This is a genomic window from Citrobacter sp. LUTT5 (assembly GCF_009905315.1).
GTDB classification, from domain to species: Bacteria; Pseudomonadota; Gammaproteobacteria; order Enterobacterales; family Enterobacteriaceae; genus Citrobacter; species Citrobacter freundii.
The window spans coordinates 5,011,903-5,034,577 of the sequence record NZ_CP047606.1; the positions used below are offsets into that span (position 1 = coordinate 5,011,903).

General features: G+C 50.7%; 21 protein-coding genes. 11 read left to right on the top strand and 10 right to left on the bottom strand.

Annotated features, from left to right (window positions below):
• Nucleotides 1–19 precede the first annotated feature (19 nt).
• From glmS to phoU, 10 genes are all read left to right on the top strand, one after another.
• Entirely contained in the window at nucleotides 20–1,849 is a 1,830-nt protein-coding gene (glmS, locus tag GUC46_RS23815) for a glutamine--fructose-6-phosphate transaminase (isomerizing) (RefSeq protein WP_003023813.1), read from the top strand.
• A gap of 438 nt (nucleotides 1,850–2,287) precedes the next feature.
• Complete coding sequence (locus GUC46_RS23820; RefSeq protein ID WP_044714273.1) at nucleotides 2,288–2,860, top strand: chaperone-usher fimbrial major subunit; 573 nt, start codon at nucleotides 2,288–2,290, stop codon at nucleotides 2,858–2,860.
• Between the two features lie 135 nt (nucleotides 2,861–2,995).
• Entirely contained in the window at nucleotides 2,996–3,661 is a 666-nt protein-coding gene (locus tag GUC46_RS23825) for a fimbrial chaperone (RefSeq protein ID WP_371729206.1), read from the top strand.
• Between the two features lie 21 nt (nucleotides 3,662–3,682).
• The gene (locus GUC46_RS23830; protein WP_130715322.1) at nucleotides 3,683–6,199 is read left to right on the top strand and encodes a fimbria/pilus outer membrane usher protein; all 2,517 of its coding nucleotides are present in this window, start codon (nucleotides 3,683–3,685) and stop codon (nucleotides 6,197–6,199) included.
• The gene (locus GUC46_RS23835) at nucleotides 6,186–7,253 is read left to right on the top strand and encodes a fimbrial protein (protein ID WP_138828053.1); all 1,068 of its coding nucleotides are present in this window, start codon (nucleotides 6,186–6,188) and stop codon (nucleotides 7,251–7,253) included. The genes GUC46_RS23830 and GUC46_RS23835 overlap by 14 nt, the downstream gene beginning before the upstream one ends.
• 252 nt (nucleotides 7,254–7,505) lie before the next feature.
• The gene (gene pstS / locus GUC46_RS23840; RefSeq protein WP_003023814.1) at nucleotides 7,506–8,546 is read left to right on the top strand and encodes a phosphate ABC transporter substrate-binding protein PstS; all 1,041 of its coding nucleotides are present in this window, start codon (nucleotides 7,506–7,508) and stop codon (nucleotides 8,544–8,546) included.
• A 144-nt stretch (nucleotides 8,547–8,690) separates the two neighbouring features.
• On the top strand, nucleotides 8,691–9,650 hold the full coding sequence (gene pstC, locus GUC46_RS23845) for a phosphate ABC transporter permease PstC (RefSeq protein WP_003023817.1): 960 nt from the start codon (nucleotides 8,691–8,693) through the stop codon (nucleotides 9,648–9,650).
• Nucleotides 9,650–10,540 carry a phosphate ABC transporter permease PstA gene (gene pstA, locus GUC46_RS23850; protein WP_003023819.1) on the top strand — a complete coding sequence of 297 codons (891 nt, stop codon included), beginning with the start codon at nucleotides 9,650–9,652 and terminating at the stop codon, nucleotides 10,538–10,540. The genes pstC and pstA overlap by 1 nt, the downstream gene beginning before the upstream one ends.
• A 46-nt stretch (nucleotides 10,541–10,586) precedes the next feature.
• A complete protein-coding gene (gene pstB, locus GUC46_RS23855; protein ID WP_003023821.1) occupies nucleotides 10,587–11,360 on the top strand; it encodes a phosphate ABC transporter ATP-binding protein PstB in 774 nt (257 codons plus the stop codon).
• Nucleotides 11,361–11,374: 14 nt separating this feature from the next.
• Nucleotides 11,375–12,100, top strand: a complete 726-nt coding sequence (gene phoU, locus GUC46_RS23860) for a phosphate signaling complex protein PhoU (RefSeq protein WP_003023824.1) — start codon at nucleotides 11,375–11,377, stop codon at nucleotides 12,098–12,100.
• Nucleotides 12,101–12,184: 84 nt separating this feature from the next.
• Here the strand turns inward: phoU and yieH are convergent, their stop codons facing one another.
• Complete coding sequence (gene yieH, locus GUC46_RS23865; RefSeq protein WP_016151219.1) at nucleotides 12,185–12,850, bottom strand: 6-phosphogluconate phosphatase; 666 nt, start codon at nucleotides 12,848–12,850, stop codon at nucleotides 12,185–12,187.
• Nucleotides 12,851–13,017: 167 nt separating this feature from the next.
• Between yieH and adeP the strand changes: the two genes are divergently transcribed.
• Nucleotides 13,018–14,355, top strand: a complete 1,338-nt coding sequence (adeP, locus tag GUC46_RS23870; RefSeq protein WP_003840586.1) for an adenine permease AdeP — start codon at nucleotides 13,018–13,020, stop codon at nucleotides 14,353–14,355.
• Nucleotides 14,356–14,409: 54 nt separating this feature from the next.
• On the opposite strand, the gene GUC46_RS23875 is transcribed toward adeP, so the two are convergent.
• From GUC46_RS23875 to rpmH, 9 genes are all read right to left on the bottom strand, one after another.
• Nucleotides 14,410–14,976 (bottom strand): NADPH-dependent FMN reductase, encoded by a 567-nt coding sequence (locus GUC46_RS23875; protein ID WP_003023832.1) that lies wholly within the window; start codon nucleotides 14,974–14,976, stop codon nucleotides 14,410–14,412.
• Nucleotides 14,977–15,006: 30 nt separating this feature from the next.
• Nucleotides 15,007–15,753 (bottom strand): 4'-phosphopantetheinyl transferase superfamily protein, encoded by a 747-nt coding sequence (locus GUC46_RS23880; RefSeq protein WP_049015864.1) that lies wholly within the window; start codon nucleotides 15,751–15,753, stop codon nucleotides 15,007–15,009.
• A 166-nt stretch (nucleotides 15,754–15,919) separates the two neighbouring features.
• Nucleotides 15,920–16,879 (bottom strand): HTH-type transcriptional regulator YidZ, encoded by a 960-nt coding sequence (yidZ, locus tag GUC46_RS23885; RefSeq protein ID WP_003023837.1) that lies wholly within the window; start codon nucleotides 16,877–16,879, stop codon nucleotides 15,920–15,922.
• Nucleotides 16,848–18,029 (bottom strand): MFS transporter, encoded by a 1,182-nt coding sequence (locus GUC46_RS23890; protein ID WP_003844430.1) that lies wholly within the window; start codon nucleotides 18,027–18,029, stop codon nucleotides 16,848–16,850. Before GUC46_RS23890 ends, yidZ begins: the two co-directional genes overlap by 32 nt.
• A gap of 182 nt (nucleotides 18,030–18,211) precedes the next feature.
• Entirely contained in the window at nucleotides 18,212–19,576 is a 1,365-nt protein-coding gene (gene mnmE, locus GUC46_RS23895; RefSeq protein WP_160180763.1) for a tRNA uridine-5-carboxymethylaminomethyl(34) synthesis GTPase MnmE, read from the bottom strand.
• Between the two features lie 105 nt (nucleotides 19,577–19,681).
• The gene (gene yidC / locus GUC46_RS23900) at nucleotides 19,682–21,328 is read right to left on the bottom strand and encodes a membrane protein insertase YidC (protein ID WP_003023844.1); all 1,647 of its coding nucleotides are present in this window, start codon (nucleotides 21,326–21,328) and stop codon (nucleotides 19,682–19,684) included.
• Between the two features lie 2 nt (nucleotides 21,329–21,330).
• A complete protein-coding gene (gene yidD, locus GUC46_RS23905) occupies nucleotides 21,331–21,588 on the bottom strand; it encodes a membrane protein insertion efficiency factor YidD (protein ID WP_003023846.1) in 258 nt (85 codons plus the stop codon).
• Entirely contained in the window at nucleotides 21,552–21,911 is a 360-nt protein-coding gene (gene rnpA, locus GUC46_RS23910) for a ribonuclease P protein component (protein ID WP_003844432.1), read from the bottom strand. The genes yidD and rnpA overlap by 37 nt, the downstream gene beginning before the upstream one ends.
• A gap of 17 nt (nucleotides 21,912–21,928) precedes the next feature.
• Nucleotides 21,929–22,069 carry a 50S ribosomal protein L34 gene (gene rpmH, locus GUC46_RS23915; protein ID WP_003023858.1) on the bottom strand — a complete coding sequence of 47 codons (141 nt, stop codon included), beginning with the start codon at nucleotides 22,067–22,069 and terminating at the stop codon, nucleotides 21,929–21,931.
• Nucleotides 22,070–22,675 lie beyond the last annotated feature (606 nt).

Genomic DNA, 22,675 nt, shown 5'->3' on the forward strand with positions numbered 1-22,675 from the left:
AAATTCGGAATCAAAAAATATGTGTGGAATTGTTGGCGCTATCGCGCAGCGTGATGTAGCTGAAATCCTTCTCGAAGGTTTACGTCGTCTGGAATATCGTGGTTATGACTCTGCTGGTCTGGCCGTCGTCGATGCTGAAGGTAACATGACCCGTCTGCGTCGTCTGGGTAAAGTGCAGATGCTGACTGCTGCTGCGGAAGAACATCCGTTGCATGGTGGTACAGGTATCGCTCATACCCGTTGGGCGACACACGGTGAACCTTCAGAAGCGAACGCGCATCCTCATGTTTCTGAACACATTGTTGTGGTGCATAACGGCATCATTGAAAACCATGAACCACTGCGTGAGCTGTTGAAAACGCGTGGCTATACCTTTGTTTCTGAAACCGACACCGAAGTGATTGCTCACCTGGTGCACTGGGAACTGGAACAGGGTGGTACGCTGCGTGAAGCCGTGCTGCGTACTATTCCCCAACTACGTGGTGCCTACGGCACGGTGATCATGGATACCCGTAATCCGGAAACCCTGCTGGCGGCCCGTTCTGGTAGCCCGCTGGTGATTGGTCTGGGTATGGGCGAAAACTTCATCGCTTCCGATCAGCTGGCGCTGCTGCCGGTAACCCGTCGCTTCATCTTCCTGGAAGAGGGTGACATCGCGGAAGTGACTCGTCGTTCTGTCTCTATTTTCGACAAGTCTGGCGCAGAAGTGAAACGTCAGGATATCGAATCGAATCTGCAGTATGACGCGGGCGAAAAAGGTATTTATCGCCACTACATGCAGAAAGAGATCTACGAACAGCCGAACGCGATTAAAAATACGCTGACCGGGCGCATTAGCCACGGTGAAGTGGATTTAAGCGAGCTGGGGTCGCGTGCCAACGAGCTGCTGTCTCAGGTTGAGCATATCCAGATTATCGCCTGCGGTACGTCTTACAACTCCGGTATGGTGTCCCGCTACTGGTTTGAATCGCTGGCGGGTATTCCTTGTGATGTCGAAATCGCTTCCGAATTCCGCTATCGCAAATCCGCCGTGCGTCGTAACAGCCTGATGATTACCCTTTCTCAGTCTGGTGAAACGGCGGATACCCTGGCGGGCCTGCGCTTATCTAAAGAGCTGGGCTATCTGGGATCGCTGGCTATCTGTAACGTTCCTGGCTCCTCTCTGGTGCGTGAATCTGACCTGGCGATGATGACCAATGCCGGTACCGAAATCGGTGTGGCCTCCACGAAGGCATTTACCACTCAGCTGACCGTTCTGCTGATGCTGGTGGCGAAACTGTCCCGTCTGAAAGGCCTTGATGCGTCTATTGAGCAGGAGATCGTTCACGGTCTGCAGGCGCTGCCGAGTCGTATTGAGCAGATGTTGTCTCAGGACAAACGCATTGCCGCTCTGGCAGAAGGTTTCTCTGACAAACATCATGCGCTGTTCCTTGGCCGTGGCGATCAGTATCCAATTGCGCTGGAAGGCGCGCTGAAGCTGAAAGAGATCTCTTATATTCACGCTGAAGCTTATGCCGCAGGTGAACTGAAACACGGTCCGCTGGCGCTGATTGATGCCGATATGCCAGTTATCGTGGTTGCGCCGAACAACGAATTGTTGGAAAAACTGAAATCCAACATTGAAGAAGTTCGCGCCCGTGGCGGTCAGCTGTACGTCTTTGCTGACCAGGATGCTGGCTTTACCAGCAGCGAAAACATGCACATCATTGAGATGCCGCATGTGGAAGAGGTGATTGCACCGATCTTCTACACCGTTCCGCTGCAGCTGCTGGCGTATCATGTGGCACTGATTAAAGGCACCGACGTCGATCAGCCGCGTAACCTGGCGAAGTCAGTTACCGTAGAGTAATACTTAGTACAAAGCTATTAAGGGTTGCTGTAGCAATACAGCAACCTTTTTTATTTGCATTTACAAATATTCTAAATAGTATTTTAATTATAGATTAATCACCTGTTTGTAATTATATTTAAATCATATAAATAATAATGATGTTAGCTTGTAGATTGAGCTGATTGTGTTTTTTTTGCACTTTTTTATGGGTGAATTCTGAAAATTTAAATTCTGATATATAAAATGTGAGGTAATTGTTATATTAATAATTAATGTATATGCTTGTATTATTAGTTAATGAAATCTGTAAACCCGGTTATTTCTGTTTTACAGATTTTGTAATTTGCTGTTTATATATTTTAAGGAGTATTATCTATCCCGATGTAAAGGATATTTGTTTTATTTTTTATCTGTGAAAATAAAACGTTAAGATAATTTAATATATAAAGGGATAAAATGAAACTAAATTTAATTACGGGTGCGTTGGTGCTTTCTTCTACGATTATGGCAAGCCAGGTATTTGCTTCTGATGGTACCGTCCACTTTCGTGGTGAAGTGATTGACAGTACGTGTGAAGTGACCGCAGATACCAAAGATCAGAGTGTCGACTTAGGTAAAGTAAACCGTACTGCATTCACCGGTGCAGGTTCTACCGCCGCGCCGACGGCTTTCCATATTGACCTGGAGAAATGCCCGGATACATATACCAAAGCGGGCGTTCGCTTCGATGGCACAGAAGCTGCCGACGGTAATGGCGACCTGGCTATTGGCGATCCGCTGAATACGACGACTCCGGGTGATTATACAGGAACTGAACCTGCACCGATTACCGCAACAGGTGTTGCGATCCGTATCTATAACAAAGCTGATAACTCTCAGGTTAAGCTGTATACAAAATCAGCTGAAACCCCGATTGTTGCGACTAAAGCGTCTATGCAGTTTGTTGCTCGTTATATTGCCACTTCTGCGACAGTGACTGCCGGTACCGCTAACGCCGATTCCCAGTTCACCGTTGAATATGTGAAGTAATACAAAGAGTCATTCGTTTCAATTGAATATTCATTGCTAATTAAATGGCGCTCGTTATTGTGCTATTCCTTTTTCTTTGTTATAGCGAGCGTCTTTTTATTTCTGGATACATGTATGCCTGGTCATTATTTTAAAATGGTTCTGTTTATGGTCTTTTCATTTTATTCATCGGTGTCTTTTTCAGGTATCGTTGTTGGAGGCACACGAGTTATTTTTCCAGGTAATGCACCCGATGCAACGATATCTATTTATAATAAAGAATCTAAACTCCCTTATTTAATTCAGTCGTGGGTCGACCCATTTGACAAAAATGATAAGAGCAAACCGCCCTTTACGACGATTCCTCCTGTGTCGCGACTCGAGGCTGGGCAAGAAAAAATATTACGTATTATTAAAACAGAGGGTAATCTTCCTACCGATCGTGAATCTGTTTTTTGGTTTAATGTTAAAAATATTCCCCCGTCAACGAATAAAAAAGAGGGGAGCTCTCTTGAAATTGCTATTAAAACACGAATTAAGCTTTTCTGGCGTCCCGCGTCGATAACCATTACGCCGGAAAAGGCAGTAGCCAAAGTATCCTGGCAGCGTCAGGGAAATAAACTGATGGTGAATAATCCAACGCCTATTCATATCAATGTGATGAGCGTAATTGTTGACGGAAAAGATATCACCTTAAATATGATTAAGCCGTTTGAAACGATAGCCCTGGACATTCCTGAAGGGGCTGCTGGGCGTTCGTTGGTATGGAAATTCATTAACGATTACGGTGCGATCAGCGATCCTATCAAACAGGCGCTTTAGTTACCCGATAAGGATGTCACGATGATTGATTCGCGTTACTGTATCGTATTGGTTTCTGGTGTATTCCTGAGCGCTGCTTTTCAGAGCAGGGCACAGGATACTTTATTTAACCCGAACCTTCTGGAAATCGATCATCCTGTCAATATTGATATCCGCCAGTTTAACCGTTCCAATACTCTTCCTCCTGGTAATTATAAAGTTGATGTGGTGATTAACGGTCGTTTTTTTGAACGGCAGGATATTAAATTTATTCAGGATTCACCAGAGGGTGAACTTCATCCTTGCTTTATTACCGTAAAAGATGTTTTGTCTTCCTATGGCATAAAAGTTGATGCGGTTAAGGCACTTAATAATATTGATGATAGTGCTTGCATAAATCCTGTTCCATTAATTGAGGGATCTTCCTGGTTTTTCGATGCTAATAAATTGGCGTTAAATATATCCATACCACAAATTTATCTGGATAGTTCGGCGTATGATTATATTAGTCCGTCCCGTTGGGATCAGGGGATTAATGCGCTGATGATCAACTATGATTTCTCTGGTTCGCACACGCTAAAATCCAATTATGATTCCTCTGATGAGGACAGTTATTACCTGAATTTACGTAATGGCCTGAACATAGGTGCCTGGCGGTTGCGTAACTACAGTACGCTAAACTCGACGGAAACTAGTACTGAATATCACTCTATCAGTAGCTACGTTCAGCGAGATATTGCTGCGCTTCGTAGCCAGATTATGCTGGGTGATACCTGGACGGCGAGTGATGTTTTTGACAGCACGCAAATCCGTGGGGCACGGTTGTATACCGACGACGATATGTTGCCATCCAGCCAGAATGGCTTTGCGCCAATAGTTCGTGGTATCGCTAAAAGCAACGCGACGGTGATTATCCGGCAGAATAATTACGTTATTTATCAGTCTGCTGTACCGCAAGGGGCTTTTGAGATCACCGATCTTAACACCACCAGCGGCGGCGGCGATCTGGATGTGATCATCAAAGAGGAGGATGGCAGCGAGCAGCGCTTTACCCAGCCGTATGCCTCGCTTGCCATTCTGAAACGTGAAGGGCAAACCGATGTGGACATTAGCGTCGGTGAAATACGCGATGAGAGCGGCTTTACGCCCAATGTGCTACAGGCTCAGGTTCTCCATGGTTTGCCGTGGGGGCTGACGCTGTATGGCGGTACACAGGTCACGGATGATTATGCATCTGCGGCGATGGGGATGGGTAAGGATATGGGCTCGCTCGGCGCGCTGTCATTGGATGTGACTCACGCGCATGCCAACTTTGACGATGGTGACGATGAAACCGGGCAATCTTATCGCTTTCTCTATTCTAAGCGGTTCGATGAAACCGATACGAATTTCCGTCTGGTTGGATACCGTTATTCCACTGAGGGGTACTACACGCTCAATGAATGGGCATCCCGGCAGAATAATGATGAAGATTTCTGGATGACTGGTAACCGACGTAGCCGTATTGAAGGGACGTGGTCGCAATCTTTTGCCCGGGGCTACGGTAATATTTATCTGACGTTGAGTCGACAGCAGTACTGGAAAACGGATGACGTCGAGAAATTGGTTCAGTTTGGTTATGCCAACACCTGGCGGCGTATTTCGTGGAACGTTTCCTGGAACTACACCGATTCTGTCAATCGTTATGGAAGCAGTCAGTCTTATGATGATGAGAACGATCATGAGCATATTTTTATGCTGTCGGTTTCGGTTCCGCTCTCTGGTTGGCTGGAAAACAGCTACGTCAACTATTCGCTGACGCAAAATAACCATAATGACAGCACGATGCAGGTTGGATTGGGCGGTACCGCACTGGAAGGACATAACCTTGCCTATAACGTCCAGGAGTCATGGGTTAGCAATCCAGAAGACAGCTATAGCAGTAATGCCAGCCTGAATTACGACGGTACTTATGGATCTGTCAACGGCAGCTATGCCTATAGTCAGGATTCACAGCGCCTTAACTACGGAGTTAGGGGCGGTATTTTGGTTCACAGCGGCGGCATTACTTTTTCGCAAGAGCTAGGAGAAACGGTGGCGCTGGTTGAAGCGCCGGGGGCAGATGGCCTCTCTGTGGAGAACGCCACCGGCGTATCCACCGACTGGCGAGGCTATACGGTAAAAACGCAAATGAATCCGTATGATGAAAACAGGGTGGCGATCAACAGTAATTATTTCTCGCGCGCTAATGTCGAACTGGAAAATACCGTGGTTAACCTGGTACCGACGCGCGGCGCAGTGGTGAAGGCGACGTTTGTCACCCATGTCGGCTATCGTGTGCTGTTTACGGTAGCGATGCCAGATGGTAAACCCGCGCCATTTGGCGCTATGGCCTCGGCGGATTTGGAGTCCGGCACGGTAACTGGGATTGTGGGTGATAATGGTGAGCTTTATTTATCCGGAATGCCGGCAGAAGGTCATTTTACGATTACGGGTAATCTGGGCACCTGTTCTGCACATTACCATTTTCCTGAACCGAAAAATAATGAACTGATTCAGGTTAAAGTTGGCTGCAAATAAAAAGGATATTAATTTGAGACTGGTTATCTGTTTTATATTTATAACGTCCGCTATTTTTTGCAAAAATCTATTAGCCGCCGATTTTTATTGTGAGGCTGATGGTGGGACGCATCATAGTATATTAACATTCCCAAATAAAACAATTAGTGCAACTCAAAATAAAAGTGGGCAAACATTTGAGCAGCATGTTGATAATGATGATAAATATCATGGGTTTTGCTACTGTACCAACAATTTCAACTATGTTTATTATACTGCAGTGGAAAATCCCTCGTTAGATAAATCAGGGGTTCGGAGTAATATACAATATTATAATCTTAATGAGTATTTGGATGTAGGGATCTCCATAGCTATTCTTGGTAGAGGTTATATTAATGTTCCTTTTTCCAATCAACCTAACAATCCTGATGGTAAAAATACATGTACCAATAATAAAAAAATAGCGAATTTTGATAGTGGATCAGATGCGATTGTTTATTTTTATGTCAAGGAACCATTTATTGGCAAAATGATTATTCCAACTATGTTGATGGCTTCTTTGTATGGTAAAACGAACGCCACTGGTGCAGATAGTCCCACTCCGTTAGCCGATGTCTATATCCAGGGGGATATTACCGCTCCACAGGAGTGTGAAGTTAATGGAGGGCAAGTGATTGAAGTCAATTTTGAAAAAATACCCGCCTCCGAATTTTCATCGACGCCGGGTGCGGCGATTACCAGCCGTAAAATTCCGATAAAGGCATCGGTTAAATGTACGGGAATGGCGGCTGGGCAAGATGTTGAAGTTTCGCTACATGCGACGCAGACGGCGACATCGCCCACAATGTTACAGACATCAAACGACGATGTTGGAATCAAGATTTATGATGAATACGATAAAGAAGTTGATGTGAACGGCGGGCGCATGGAAACAGATATGGGAAAACGTTCGCGTTTGGGTGAAGAAGATGGCGAGTTCAATTTCTCTGCCGCACCCGGTAGCGCCACCGGTGCCAGGCCAAAGCCCGGTACCTTTAGCGCCAATGCTACGATCATCATGGAAATTAAAAACTAATCCTCCTCAGGCAACGGCTGTTTATGACAGCCGTTGTCATATTTACCATCCGAATCCCAACGCATCAAAAATTTTATGACAAAAAAATGAAAGCTAATTGATTTATTTTTGTTATTTTTCAATGCGTTATATTTTATGTTGTTGCTGTCATAAAACTGTCATATTTCGTACATTTAACTGTCACCTGTTTGTCCTATTTTGCTCACAGTAGCAACTCAAACAACGATTTACGAAAACCGTGCAGGAGACATTATGAAAGTTATGCGTACCACTGTCGCAACTGTTGTCGCCGCGACCTTATCCATGAGCGCGTTCTCTGCGTTTGCAGCAGCGAGCCTGACAGGTGCAGGTGCAACCTTCCCTGCGCCAGTGTATGCCAAATGGGCAGATACCTATCAGAAAGAGACCGGTAGCAAAGTAAACTACCAGGGTATCGGCTCCTCCGGTGGTGTAAAACAAATTACGGCCAATACCGTTGATTTCGGCGCTTCTGATGCACCGCTGTCTGACGAAAAACTGGCGCAAGAAGGTCTGTTCCAGTTCCCGACCGTGATCGGTGGCGTAGTGCTGGCTGTGAATATCCCGGGCCTGAAATCCGGCGAGCTGGTGCTGGACGGTAAAACGCTGGGTGACATCTACCTCGGTAAAATTAAGAAGTGGGATGATGAAGCCATCACCAAACTGAACCCGGGTCTGAAGCTGCCTTCACAGAATATCGCCGTTGTGCGTCGCGCTGACGGTTCCGGTACTTCCTTCGTTTTCACCAGCTACCTGGCAAAAGTAAACGAAGAGTGGAAATCTAAAATTGGCTCCGGCTCTACTGTGAACTGGCCGACCGGTCTGGGCGGTAAAGGTAACGACGGTATCGCTGCGTTCGTACAGCGTCTGCCGGGTTCTATCGGTTACGTTGAGTACGCTTACGCTAAGCAGAACAACCTGGCGTACACCAAGCTGGTCTCTGCTGATGGCAAACCGGTAAGCCCGACAGAAGAGAGCTTTGCTAACGCCGCAAAAGGCGCTGACTGGAGCAAAACTTTCGCTCAGGATCTGACTAACCAGAAAGGTGACGACGCGTGGCCAATCACCTCCACCACCTTCATCCTGGTCCATAAAGAGTCGAAGAAACCAGAGCAGAGCGCAGAAGTGCTGAAGTTCTTCGACTGGGCGTACAAAAATGGCGGCAAACAGGCTAACGACCTGGATTACGCCAGCCTGCCGGACAGCGTGGTTGAGCAGGTTCGTGCTGCATGGAAGACCAACGTGAAAGACAGCAGCGGTAAAGCGCTGTACTAATAGAATATCTTTAACGAGTTGGCGGATGGCGCTACGCTTATCCGCCCTACGGTTTCGACTGTAGGCCCGCTTTGTAGGCCGGATAAGCGTAGCGCCATCCGGCATGGGCAACTTCGTAAACGCGTTTAACTTAAAGAGTGATTTATGGCTGCAACCAAGCCTGCTTTTAACCCACCGGGTAAAAAGGGTGACATGATCTTCAGCGCGCTGGTAAGACTGGCTGCGCTGATTGTGCTATTGATGTTGGGTGGCATTATTGTCTCTCTGGTTATCTCCTCCTGGCCAAGCATTCAGAAATTTGGTTTCTCCTTTCTGTGGACCAAAGACTGGGATGCGCCGAACGATATCTACGGTGCTTTAGTACCGATTTACGGTACGCTGGTTACCTCACTTATTGCACTACTGATTGCCGTTCCGGTGAGTTTCGGCATTGCGCTGTTCCTGACTGAACTTGCACCTGGCTGGCTGCGTCGCCCGCTGGGCATCGCTATTGAACTGCTGGCGGCAATTCCGAGTATCGTGTACGGCATGTGGGGGCTGTTTATCTTTGCCCCGCTGTTTGCGACTTATTTCCAGGAGCCGGTCGGAAACATCCTTTCCAACATTCCGTTTGTTGGCGCACTGTTCTCCGGCCCGGCTTTTGGTATCGGTATTCTGGCGGCTGGCGTGATCCTCGCCATCATGATCATCCCGTACATTGCGGCGGTTATGCGTGATGTGTTCGAACAAACGCCGGTACTGATGAAAGAGTCAGCCTACGGCATCGGCTGTACCACCTGGGAAGTTATCTGGCGCATCGTCCTGCCGTTCACCAAAAATGGCGTGATCGGCGGCGTGATGTTGGGGCTGGGCCGCGCACTGGGTGAAACCATGGCGGTGACCTTTATCATCGGTAACACCTACCAGCTCGACAGTGCCTCGCTGTACATGCCGGGCAACAGTATTACCTCTGCGCTGGCGAATGAATTTGCCGAAGCGGAATCTGGGCTGCACGTTGCCGCGTTGATGGAGCTGGGTCTGATTCTGTTTGTGATCACCTTCATCGTGCTGGCTGCGTCTAAGTTCATGATCATGCGCCTTGCGAAGAACGAGGGGGCACGCTAATGGCTACGCTTGAAATGCAAAACACCGCTCAGCTTGCGGAATCCCGCCGTAAAATGCAGGCGCGTCGTCGTCTGAAAAACCGCATCGCGCTGACGCTCTCTATGGCGACCATGGCGTTCGGTCTGTTCTGGCTCATTTGGATCCTGATGTCCACGATCACCCGCGGTATTGACGGTATGTCGCTGGCGCTGTTCACCGAAATGACGCCGCCGCCGAATACGGCGGGGGGTGGTCTGGCGAACGCCCTGGCCGGTAGCGGTCTGTTGATTCTGTGGGCGACCGTGTTTGGTACCCCGCTCGGCATTATGGCGGGTATCTACCTGGCGGAGTATGGGCGTAAGTCCTGGCTGGCTGAGGTCATCCGCTTTATCAATGACATTCTGCTTTCTGCGCCATCCATCGTGGTCGGTCTGTTCGTTTACACCATCGTGGTAGCAAAAATGGAGCATTTCTCCGGCTGGGCGGGCGTGATCGCGCTGGCGCTGCTGCAGGTGCCCATTGTTATTCGTACCACAGAGAACATGCTCAAGCTGGTGCCAGATAGCCTGCGTGAAGCCGCCTATGCACTGGGTACGCCGAAATGGAAGATGATTTCTGCGATCACCCTGAAGGCATCTGTCTCGGGGATCATTACAGGTGTTCTGTTAGCAATTGCTCGTATCGCAGGTGAAACGGCTCCGCTGCTGTTTACGTCGCTCTCCAACCAGTTCTGGAGCACTGACATGATGCAGCCTATCGCCAACCTGCCGGTCACTATCTTTAAGTTTGCGATGAGCCCGTTTGCTGAGTGGCAGCAACTGGCCTGGGCCGGGGTACTGATTATTACTCTGTGCGTACTGCTGCTGAACATTCTGGCGCGCGTCATTTTCGCGAAGAAGAAACACGGTTAATTTTTACGGCGTGGCTGATGCGGCGCCGGATGAGGAAAAGATTGAAATGAGTATGGTTGATACTGCCCCAGGTAAAATTCAGGTTCGTGATTTGAACTTCTACTATGGCAAATTCCATGCCCTGAAGAACATCAACCTGGATATTGCTAAAAACCAGGTAACGGCGTTTATCGGGCCTTCTGGCTGTGGTAAATCGACGCTGCTGCGTACGTTCAACAAAATGTTTGAACTGTACCCGGAGCAACGTGCGGAAGGTGAAATTCTGCTGGATGGCGACAATATTCTCACCAATACCCAGGATATCGCTCTGCTGCGTGCCAAAGTGGGCATGGTATTCCAGAAGCCCACGCCGTTCCCGATGTCCATCTACGACAACATCGCTTTTGGCGTACGTCTGTTTGAGAAACTCTCGCGTGCGGATATGGACGAACGCGTGCAGTGGGCATTGACCAAGGCCGCATTGTGGAATGAAACCAAAGATAAATTACACCAGAGCGGGTACTCTCTCTCGGGTGGTCAGCAGCAGCGACTGTGTATTGCGCGTGGCATCGCCATTCGCCCGGAAGTGCTTCTGCTTGATGAGCCATGTTCAGCGCTCGACCCTATTTCTACCGGGCGTATCGAAGAGCTGATCACTGAGCTGAAAGAGGATTACACCGTCGTTATCGTTACCCACAACATGCAGCAGGCTGCGCGTTGTTCCGATCACACGGCATTTATGTACCTGGGCGAGTTGATTGAGTTCAGTAACACGGACGATCTGTTCACCAAGCCCGCGAAGAAACAAACTGAAGATTACATCACCGGTCGTTACGGCTGATTCAGGAGCTTGTTGTGGATAACCTTAACCTTAATAAACATATTTCCGGCCAGTTCAATGCAGAGCTGGAAAGCATCCGTACCCAGGTGATGACCATGGGCGGCATGGTCGAGCAGCAGCTTTCTGATGCAATCACGGCGATGCACAACCAGGACAGCGAGCTGGCGAAGCGCGTCATTGAAGGCGATAAGAACGTCAACATGATGGAGGTGGCGATCGACGAAGCCTGCGTACGCATCATCGCCAAGCGTCAACCGACAGCGAGCGACCTGCGTCTGGTGATGGCGATTATCAAAACCATCGCTGAGCTGGAACGTATTGGCGACGTGGCAGATAAAATTTGCCGCACCGCGCTGGAGAAGTTCTCGCAACAACACCAGCCGCTGCTGGTAAGTCTGGAGTCGCTGGGTCGTCACACCGTGCAGATGCTGCACGACGTGTTGGATGCGTTTGCGCGTATGGATCTCGACGAAGCGGTACGTATTTATCGCGAAGATAAGAAAGTCGACCAGGAGTATGAAGGCATCGTGCGTCAGCTGATGACTTATATGATGGAAGACCCACGTACCATTCCAAGCGTGCTGACCGCGCTGTTCTGCGCACGTTCCATCGAACGTATCGGTGACCGCTGCCAGAATATCTGCGAATACATCTTCTATTTCGTGAAGGGACAAGACTTCCGTCACGTGGGCGGCGATGAGCTGGATAAGCTGCTGGCGGGCAAAGATCCTAAAGAGTGATAAAAACGTAGAAAGTAGGCCGGATAAGCGTTAGCGCCATCCGGCAATTGCCCGGTGGCGCAAGCTTACCGGGCCTACAAAAAATTACCGAGTAATATCCCAACCCCGTGCCTTCCACAATTCCGGCAACTGTGTCAGATCGGTAAAGGTCGTGACTTTTGGATGATCGATCGGTTTGTTATGCGGATCGGCGCAGAAGTAGAACACTTCCATCCCCGCCGCAATCCCCGCCTGCGCGCCTGCGCTGGAATCATCAACCAGAATGCAGTTCTCAACATTAACGTCCATTGCTTTTGCCGCATGGAACATTAGGGCCGGATCGGGCTTCCAGCGTTGGATATCGTAGCCGCTGAACAGTAAATCAGGAAAATGGTGCAGCATGCCCAGCTTACCCAGCGAATGCTGCATTTTGCTGACCGGACCGTTAGACACCACGCACATTGGCACAGCCATGCTGTCCAGCAGCGTGTTCGCACCAGCAATGACTTCCAGCTCGGTATCGAACAGACGTGCGACCTCAGCGCGGTAAACCGGTTCTAAATCGGCTTTTGCCAGTTCGACACCGTGCTCTTCGTTGATAATGTCGATGATCTCGTACAGCTTTACCCCCTTGAAGCGTTTGAAAATTTCTTCAAGATCGAGCGTAATGCCAAACGCCTGGAACATGCTGACATACGCGCGAGAACAAATCACTTCACTGTCGACAAGGGTACCGTCACAGTCAAAAAATACGGCTTCTATCTGGGACATGTCATTTCCGTTTTAACAAGTTTAACGTTTTCGTAATGCATTATTGGGCGACGCAATCGTTGCCGTATAAGCAAAATCAATGAAAAAAGTTGCTCATAACCCAACCCTATTGTCGCATTTTGGTATAGGATAGCGACGAATTTTCCCTCCTTGTTCGGAAATTGATAATGAGTCAACAACACACAACCCAGGCTTCTGGCCAGGGGATGCTGGAACGCGTGTTCAAACTGCGCGAACATGGCACGACGGCACGGACCGAAGTGATCGCCGGTTTAACCACCTTCCTGACGATGGTGTATATCGTTTTTGTTAACCCGCAAATTCTTGGCGTGGCTGGCATGGATACCAGCGCCGTCTTTGTTACCACCTGCCTTATTGCTGCCTTTGGTAGCATCCTGATGGGGCTATTTGCTAACCTGCCGGTCGCACTTGCGCCTGCTATGGGCCTGAATGCATTTTTCGCTTTCGTGGTCGTCGGCGCGATGGGCCTGTCATGGCAGATCGGTATGGGGGCTATCTTCTGGGGCGCGGTAGGTCTGCTGCTGCTGACCATTTTCCGCGTACGTTACTGGATGATTGCCAATATCCCGGTGAGCCTGCGAGTGGGGATCACCAGTGGTATCGGTCTGTTCATCGGCATGATGGGGCTGAAAAACGCAGGTGTTATCGTCGCCAACAAAGACACGCTGGTGTCTATCGGTAACCTGACGTCCCACAGCGTTCTTCTCGGTATTCTGGGCTTCTTTATCATCGCGATTCTGGCGTCACGTAATATTCATGCGGCGGTGCTGATTTCCATCATTGTAACCACGCTGCTGGGCTGGATGCTGGGCGATGTCCATTACAACGGTATCGTTTCTGCGCCGCCGAGCGTGATGTCAGTTATCGGACATGTCGATCTGGCCGGTTCGTTTAACATTGGCCTGGCGGGTGTGATTTTCTCGTTCATGCTGGTCAACCTGTTTGACTCCTCCGGTACGCTGATTGGCGTGACGGATAAAGCCGGTCTGGCGGACGCGAAGGGCAAGTTCCCACGCATGAAGCAGGCGCTGTATGTGGATAGCGTGTCGTCGGTTACCGGGGCGTTTATCGGGACTTCTTCCGTTACCGCCTATATTGAATCCTCTTCCGGGGTGTCGGTTGGTGGCCGTACCGGCCTGACTGCAGTCGTCGTTGGCCTGCTGTTCCTGCTGGTTATCTTCCTGTCGCCGCTGGCGGGAATGGTACCGGGCTATGCAGCTGCAGGTGCGCTGATTTACGTTGGTGTCCTGATGACATCAAGCCTGTCGCGCGTGAAGTGGGAAGACCTGACTGAAGCGGTTCCGGCGTTTATTACCGCCGTGATGATGCCGTTTAGCTTCTCAATTACCGAAGGTATTGCGCTGGGCTTTATCTCTTACTGCGTGATGAAAATCGGTACTGGACGTTTCCGCGATCTCAGCCCGTGCGTCATCGTTGTCGCGCTGCTGTTTGTGCTGAAGATTGTGTTTATCGACGCGCACTAAAATATCGGTCTGGACAACTGCCCGCCAGGCATCGTTGCTGGCGGGCTTTTTCTTTTAGGCTTTCACGCGTTGGATGTAGTCGCCAAATGCGGTCAACTGGCCGGTCAGATGGTCCAGCGTGCTTTGGTCAATCACTTCACCCGTCTGCGGATCCACCTTGTTTTGAATGACCCCGCCCATAAATTCCGGCTTGTTCATTACCATGGCGTCGAGGAACACCAGGATTTGACGCAGATGGTACTGGCAGCGCGCGCCGCCAATGGCACCCATGGAGCTGGTCTGGATCAGCACCGGTTTGCCGGATAATGGCTGATCGGGCAGGCGAGACAGCCAGTCGATGGCGTTCTTCAGTCCGCCCGGAACAGAATAGTTATATTCAGGTGTGACGATGACGACACCGTCAGCCTTTCTGATTTGCTCAGCCAGTGCTTCTACGCTGGCCGGAAAACCTTCTTCCTGCTGGAGATCGGCATCGTACAGTGGGATATCACCAATCGACGGTAACGCGCTCACTTCCATCCCTGCGGGAGCAATCTTGGGCAGTGTACGGGCAACCATTCCATTAAACGAACCTTTGCGCAGACTTCCCAGTAACGTAACAACATTCAATGTTTCAGACATGGTGACTCCTGTTTCATCATGAAGGTTAAATCAAAGCGTATGGCTTTTCGCTGCGCATAATTGAGAGAACCGGATCAGACGACCCGTTGGCTCATTGGCGCGAGTCTGGATATCAGGCAAACTTTTCCAGTCCTGTTTACCATCAAACTCCCAAACCTTGAGTTTTTCAATGGTTGGCGTAACCGCAACTGACCACACCAGTACATCTTCCGCATCGCAAATGGCTTCAACCTGCGCCACATGGGCACATTTCAGACGTCCTGCGCCGGGTAAAAGCTGGAGCTCGCGCGGATCGTCATTGCATACATCGCCAGTGAGTTTGAGTACGCTCTGGCGCAATGTAATGAGCTGCGCGCGTGCTTCATTGGGGTCGTTTTGATTATTGATCCACAGGTTTTCGTTACTGGAGAAGCGCCACGTTTCCGCTGAATTTGGATTGTTAAACCCGCGGGTTGCCCGCTGAAGTTCCATATCCAGGCCGCACGTTCCTTCAGTCGTTAGCACAACGCCGACGATATTCCCGGCATAAGAGATCGAAAATCCCGGCAGATTCTTATCGCGAAAAACGGGCTTACCTTTCGCCTCAGTAACAATCTCAGGCAACGTGCTGGTGCCGTAAAGCATGAACATCAGTTCGGCGAGAAGACTTCGGGAGGCCAGGAAGCGTGTTCGGCGATGAGCGGGCAGATCTCTTGCTTCGATATGGCATGGAGAAGGGAGGCGAGCTGATACCAGGTGTCCCTCCGTAAGAATCCCTCTGGCAAAATGTGTCGCCATTTTTCGCTCCGTGATTAATGGTCCGTGATTATCACCAGAGTAACATTTACACGGCTTCCGGGCAGGCTTTGCTGCCCAAAAAGTAAGCGGAAATGGGATACATTACGCGATATTTACATTTCTGTTGCCAGAATGGTCGATTTTGAAACACCAAAATGACGGATCGTCAGGATATATCGCGATAAAGCGCCTTGATCGTGTCTTTTAGCCAGACGATCTTAGGATTGTGGCTGTTGCGTTTATGCCAAAGAAGAGTAAACGGTACGCGCATTTTTTCCAGTTGCGCCGTATCAAATGGCATCGGCCGCGCAACGAGTGGAAGCTGGTGGAGTTGGTTATAACGCTGGCAATAAACCGGTGCGGTGGCAATCAGCGCGTGATCCGGCTGCGCAGCCATAAACAGCGATTGTTCAAAACCAGGCAGACATAACGCGATATTGCGTGCGCGCCCCATTTCTTGCAGGACTTCATCCAGCGCCCAGGTATCGCTTTGCTCCCAGCTAATGCTGATGTGCGGATAACGCAGAAAGGTGTCCAGATTCCACTCTTCCTGCAGTGCGGGATGATCTTCACGTAGCCAGACGCAGGGCAGATCGGAAAACAGCACTTCATGGTCGATCGACAATGGCAACAAACTCAGCAGTTCTCGCGAACGCGGATGACTTTCGCGTCCGGTAAAGCCAATATCCACTTCACCGCGAATAATGGCATCCAGCGAATCATAGTCCCAGTTGCGTATTTTGATCGTCGCCTGAGGATAGCGCTGGTAAATCTGCCGGGAGAGCGCGTTGAACATGATCATCACCAGCGGCGTTTCGGCCACCAGATCAAACTTCAGCCCGCGCGGCGATTCATGGTGCGGCTTATCGAGCAGCTGATTGCCCATCTGCATCCATTCAGCCAGGCTCTGCTCCATGCTGACCATCAGCGGCGTCGGCGATAGCCCCAGCGGGGTGTTCACAAACAAGGGATCGTCAAACCAGGCCCGCAGCTTCGACAGCGACTTACTGACCGCCGACGGAGTGACGTTCATCCGTTTAGCGGTTTTAGTGACGCTGCGTTCCTGCATCAACAGCTGCAGGCAGAGCAATAAATTAAGATCGAGACTGCTGAGGGATTTCTTCATGAGTTGGCGCGGACCGGTTAGGTGCAACAGTGATAATCAGCATGATACTCACTATGCTACAGCCAATCAGAATCCCGATCAGCATATTCAGCGCATCAAGGCCAAGAACAGCCGCCAGCCAAATCCACAGCGAGGAACCGCAAACCTGTGCAATACCTAATGCCGAGCTGGCGACGCCCGCGCGCAGCGAGAACGGTCCCAGCGCCTGGCTCATCGCAACACCGAAACCGACCGAGAATCCGGCGCAGATTAAGGTTAGCCCGAACAACGTTACCGCGTGTGAAGTAGCAAGGGTTAACACCACGCCAGCACACAGAAACAGCACCTGCGAGGTTAGCATCATAACGCGAGGCTTAAACACGCTCAGGGCGAATGGCGTAGAGAAAGAGACCGCCATACTGATGCCAGCGGTCATGGCCATGGTAGTGGCGTACTCGCCGCGGTCGAAGCCCATCACTTCCATCAGCAGCACCGGAGACGTATTCACGAAGGTCAGGATCACCGACACGCTAAGGGTAGTAATGGCCAGACGGCTTAAGAAAAAGCGGTTTACCAGTGATTCGGTAGTGTGGTTCTTTTCCATCGTCGCCATAAACGTTGCTGGGCGCGATTCTCGCAGGACAAATACCGACAGCAGGCAAACAGCCACACCCATTCCCATCATCGTGTAGAACAGGCTCTGCCACGGGTATTTGAGCATGATCAGATGCCCCATCACCGGAGCCAGCACCGGCACGATACAGGTAATACCGTTCAACAACGACAGTACCTTCGCCCGGCGACGATCGTCGAGCGTATCGCGCAGAATAGCGAAAGCCACCACATAGCAGCAGCCGGCGCCCACACCCTGAATAAAGCGGCCTACCAGGAACGGCGTACCGCTCTCGGCAAATGAACACAGCGCAGAGGCGAAAATAAAGATGAGTGCACCGACAATAGCGACTGGTTTACGTCCTGACTGGTCGGCAACTTTTCCGGCGAAAAGCATCGCCGTCGCCATTCCCGCCAGATAAACCGAAAACGCGATATGCAGTTGCGCCTCGCTGGCCTGTAGATCGGCCGCAATACGGGGCAGCCCCACCAGATACATATCAATACCGGCAGGATAAAGAAGAACCAGGGCGAAACTGCAGATTAGAAAGCGTGTCATAGCGACCTCATGAGAAATGTGGCGCTAAGCATACGGTCAGAGAGTCAACTGCACGAGTTGCCATTTGGACAACAGTGATTTCCGCATGGGAAATTGTTGTTGCCGGATGGCGGTGTAAACGCCTTATCCGGCCTATAGGGCCTGTAGGCCCGGCAAGCATCGCGCCACCGGGCAACACAACGTTACTTACCAATACAGAAACTGGAGAAAATTCGTCCTAGCAGGTCGTCGGAGGTAAATTCCCCGGTGATCTCACTGAGGTTCTGCTGCGCCAGACGTAGCTCCTCTGCCAGCAATTCTCCGGCCCAAGCGCCGAGAAGTTGGGCTTTACCCTGCTCAAGATGCTCCGCCGCTTCTGCCAGTGCCTGCAGGTGACGACGACGCGCCAGGAAGCCACCTTCCATATTGGTTTCAAAGCCCATGCTCTGTTTGAGATGGTTACGCAGTACGTCAACACCTTCACCGGTACGTGCGGAGAGACGAACCAGTGAGTGGCCATTTACTTCGCTAAGGCCCAGCGTCTCACCGGTAATATCCGCTTTGTTACGCACCACGGTAATCGGCAGTTTGGCTGGCAGACGGGCAATAAAGTCTGGCCAGATGTCAGCTGGGTCCACGGCGTCGGTGGTGGTGCCATCCACCATAAACAGCACACGGTCGGCTTGTTCGATTTCCTGCCAGGCACGTTCGATACCAATGCGTTCAACTTCATCGCTGGCATCGCGCAAACCGGCAGTATCGATGATGTGCAGCGGCATACCGTCGATATGAATATGCTCACGCAGTACGTCGCGAGTCGTCCCCGCAATGTCGGTCACAATAGCCGCCTCATGGCCTGCCAGCGCGTTCAGCAGGCTCGATTTCCCGGCGTTAGGGCGACCGGCAATGACTACCTTCATCCCTTCGCGCAGCAGGCTACCCTGACGCGCTTCGGCACGTACGGCATCAAGATCGCTGATAACGCTATTGAGCTGCGCTTCAATCTTGCCGTCAGACAGGAAGTCAATTTCTTCATCCGGGAAGTCGATCGCCGCTTCGACATAGATGCGCAGGTGAGTGAGTGCTTCCACAAGATGATTTACCCGTGCGGAAAATGCGCCCTGCAACGAGTTCAGCGCCGAGCGAGCGGCTTGCTCCGAGCTGGCATCGATCAGGTCGGCAATCGCCTCTGCCTGGGCTAAATCGAGCTTATCATTGAGAAACGCGCGCTCGGAGAATTCACCGGGTCTGGCAATGCGCAGCCCGGGAATCGTCAAAATACGTTTGAGCAGCAGGTCAAGAATCACCGGACCTCCGTGGCCCTGAAGCTCTAAAACGTCTTCGCCGGTAAAGGAGTTCGGGCCGGGGAACCACAGGGCAATCCCCTGATCCAGCGTGCTGCCATCCGCGTCTTTAAACGGCAGATAATCGGCGTAACGCGGTTTGGGTAGTTTCCCCAGTACGGTTTCGGCGACCTCACGCGCCTTCAGGCCGGAGATACGCAGGATACCCACGCCACCACGTCCCGGTGGGGTGGCCTGAGCGACGATGGTGTCGTTATGGCTCATGGTTTGTCTCTTCTTAATGCAATAAAAAAGGCGGTCTAATGACCGCCCTTTACTTTATGTTCCGTTTGCCGGATGGCGGCTTCGCCTAATCCGGCCTACACCGAATCAGGAGTTTTTCTTCTCGCGGCTATGCAGGCCACGCTTCTCCAGACCACGGTAAATCAGCTGCTGCTGAATAATGGTTACCAGGTTGCTGACGATATAGTACAGCACCAGACCTGACGGGAACCACAGGAAGAACACGGTGAAGATGACCGGCATAAAGGTCATGATCTTCTGCTGCATCGGGTCGGTTACAGTGGTCGGAGACATCTTCTGAATGAAGAACATCGTCACGCCCATCAGAATCGGCAGAATGTAGTACGGGTCCTGTGCAGACAGGTCATGGATCCACAGAGCGAACGGCGCATGACGCAGTTCAATGGAGCCCATCAGCATGTAGTACAACGCCAGGAAGATTGGCATCTGGATGATCAGCGGGAAGCAGCCGCCCAGCGGGTTAACCTTCTCAGCTTTGTACAGGGCCATCATTTCCTGGCTCTGACGCTGTTTGTCATCGCCCAGACGCTCACGCATTGCCTGAATCTTCGGCTGCAGCATACGCATCTTCGCCATGGAGGTGTACTGCGCTTTGGTCAGCGGGTACATGATGCCACGAACGATAAAGGTGATAACGATGATGGAGAAGCCCCAGTTACCCAGGAAGCTATGGATCCACTTCAGCAGTTTAAACAGCGGCTGAGAAATGAACCACAACCAGCCGTAATCCACGGTCAGATCCAGGTGCGGTGCAACGGCCGCCATTTTATCCTGAATTTCCGGGCCGACCCACAGGGTACTGGTCATCGCACCAGTCTGGCCAGGCTGTACCAGTACCGGCTGTGACTTATAGCCGATAGCGGCAATGCCGTTACCCAGGTTAGCGGTATAGAAGTTGTTGGTGCCGTCGTTACGCGGAACCCATGCCGTTGCGAAATACTGTTGCAGCATTGCGACCCAGCCGTCTTTAGCATTGACGTTCAGGTTTTCGTTTTCAGCAATGGTGTCGAATTTGTATTTCTCATACTTCTCATCCGGCGTGGAGTACGCCGCGCCGCGGAAGGTGTGCAGCGCAAAGTTGCTGCTTCCGGTATCGCGATGAGATGGCAGATTGATGGATTGCTTCAGCTGACCAAAGGTGGAGACTTCCAGCGGTTTTTCGCCGGCGTTCTGCACGCTGTAGTTAACGTTGACAGCATATTCACCACGCTTGAGTACAAACGTTTTAGTGAATGTGTTACCCGCTGCGTCAGTATAGGTCATCGGGATCTGCAGTTCGTTCTGACCGTCAGCCAGTACAAACGCGTCTTTTTCGACGTTGTACAGCGGACGCGGGCCGTTAGCCGGGTTATCCGGGCCGTCACGACCTGTCAGGCCACTCTGTGCCTGGTAGATGAACTGTGGCGTGGTTTCCAGTAACTGGAACGGTTCGGTAGAACCGAGTTCTTTCGGGTAAGCTGGCAGTGAAGCCTGTTCCACATCACCACCACGGGTGTTGATGGTCAGATCAAGCACGTCAGTTTTAACCGTAATCAGTTTCCCCTGGCCACTGGCCGGTACGCCCTGGTCTGCGGCGCTACCCGCTGCGGTGGTCGTTGTCTGCGTGGTCTGTTGGGCCTGAGGTTGCGGGTTTTTATCCTGCTCCCAGGCTTGCCAGATCATGAAAGACACGAACAGCAAAGCGATGACTAAAAGATTGCGTTGCGAATCCATCGTTAGTGTTCTCTGGTATCAAATGGTCCGGGCGGGACGGGATCGTCACCACCAGGGTGTAAAGGGTGGCATTTTAATACGCGTTTCACCGTCAACCAACTGCCTTTTATCACTCCAAACCTGCGCAATGCCTCAATTCCGTAGCTCGAACAGGTTGGAGTGAAACGGCAATGCGGCCCAAGCAGCGGACTGATCAGGCGTTGATAGACCCGAATGAGGGCTATCAGGACCCGCGAGCCAGGCGACAATGGCGACGCCATAATTTTTCCAACGCTTCCGAGAGAGCACGGTTATCGAGGTCAGCAACCCCTTTTTTCGCCACCACCACGAAATCCATTGCTGGAAGCTCGTGCTGACGTAAACGGAAGCTTTCACGCGTCAGACGTTTAATCCGATTGCGTTCATGCGCACGTTTAACATTTTTCTTGGCGACTGTAAGACCGATACGGGGATGCCCCAGCGAATTCAGGCGGCCGAGGATGGTGATTTGCGGCGTGCCAGCCCGTTGTGGCTGCTGGAAGACGAATGTGAAATGAGTGGGAGTTAACAAACGTAACTCCCTGGGAAATGCGAGCTTAACCACTCAGGGGCTAGCTTTTATTACTTAGAAACGGTCAGACGAGAACGGCCTTTAGCACGACGACGTGCCAGAACCTGACGACCATTTTTATTAGCCATACGAGCACGGAAGCCGTGAGAACGGTTGCGCTTCAGTACAGACGGTTGAAAAGTGCGTTTCATGGCGATTTCTACCTAAACTTGAATAAATTCACTGACTTTTGCGTATACCCGAACGAATTTCGAACGACTTACGCCACAGTGTGGGTGATTAAAGAGGCCGGATTGTAATAATTGTACACTCCAGAGTCAATTCTCTTTCCTTATTTCCCGCTTTTTTCCGCATGGTTTCGCGTAAAAAACAGGCAGCGTTGACGCCGTAAGGCGACCGTTACTCGCTGGGGGTAAGAATTATACGGGCTGGTGGATAAAGCGCAAGGATCGCTCGGGATCTTTATTAGATCGTTTAAGCAGTAAAGCATCTTTACTCATTAATTTTTTCAATATGCGCGCTAAAACCTGCAGCACTTCTCCAGGATCGTTTACACTTAGCCGATTCTGGATCATCCTGTGGATAAATCGGGAAGAATCTGTGAGAAACAGAAGATCTCTTTCTCAGTTTACGCTATGATCCGCGGTCCTGATCGTTTCAATGGATCCTGATCGGGTAAAAATTGCAGATAGCAATTCGCACGTCACCCTTTGCATAGGGTCTTGTCGATGTGCGTCAACAATCATGAATGTTTCAGCCTTTGTCATTTATCGACTTTTGTTCGAGTGGAGTCCGCC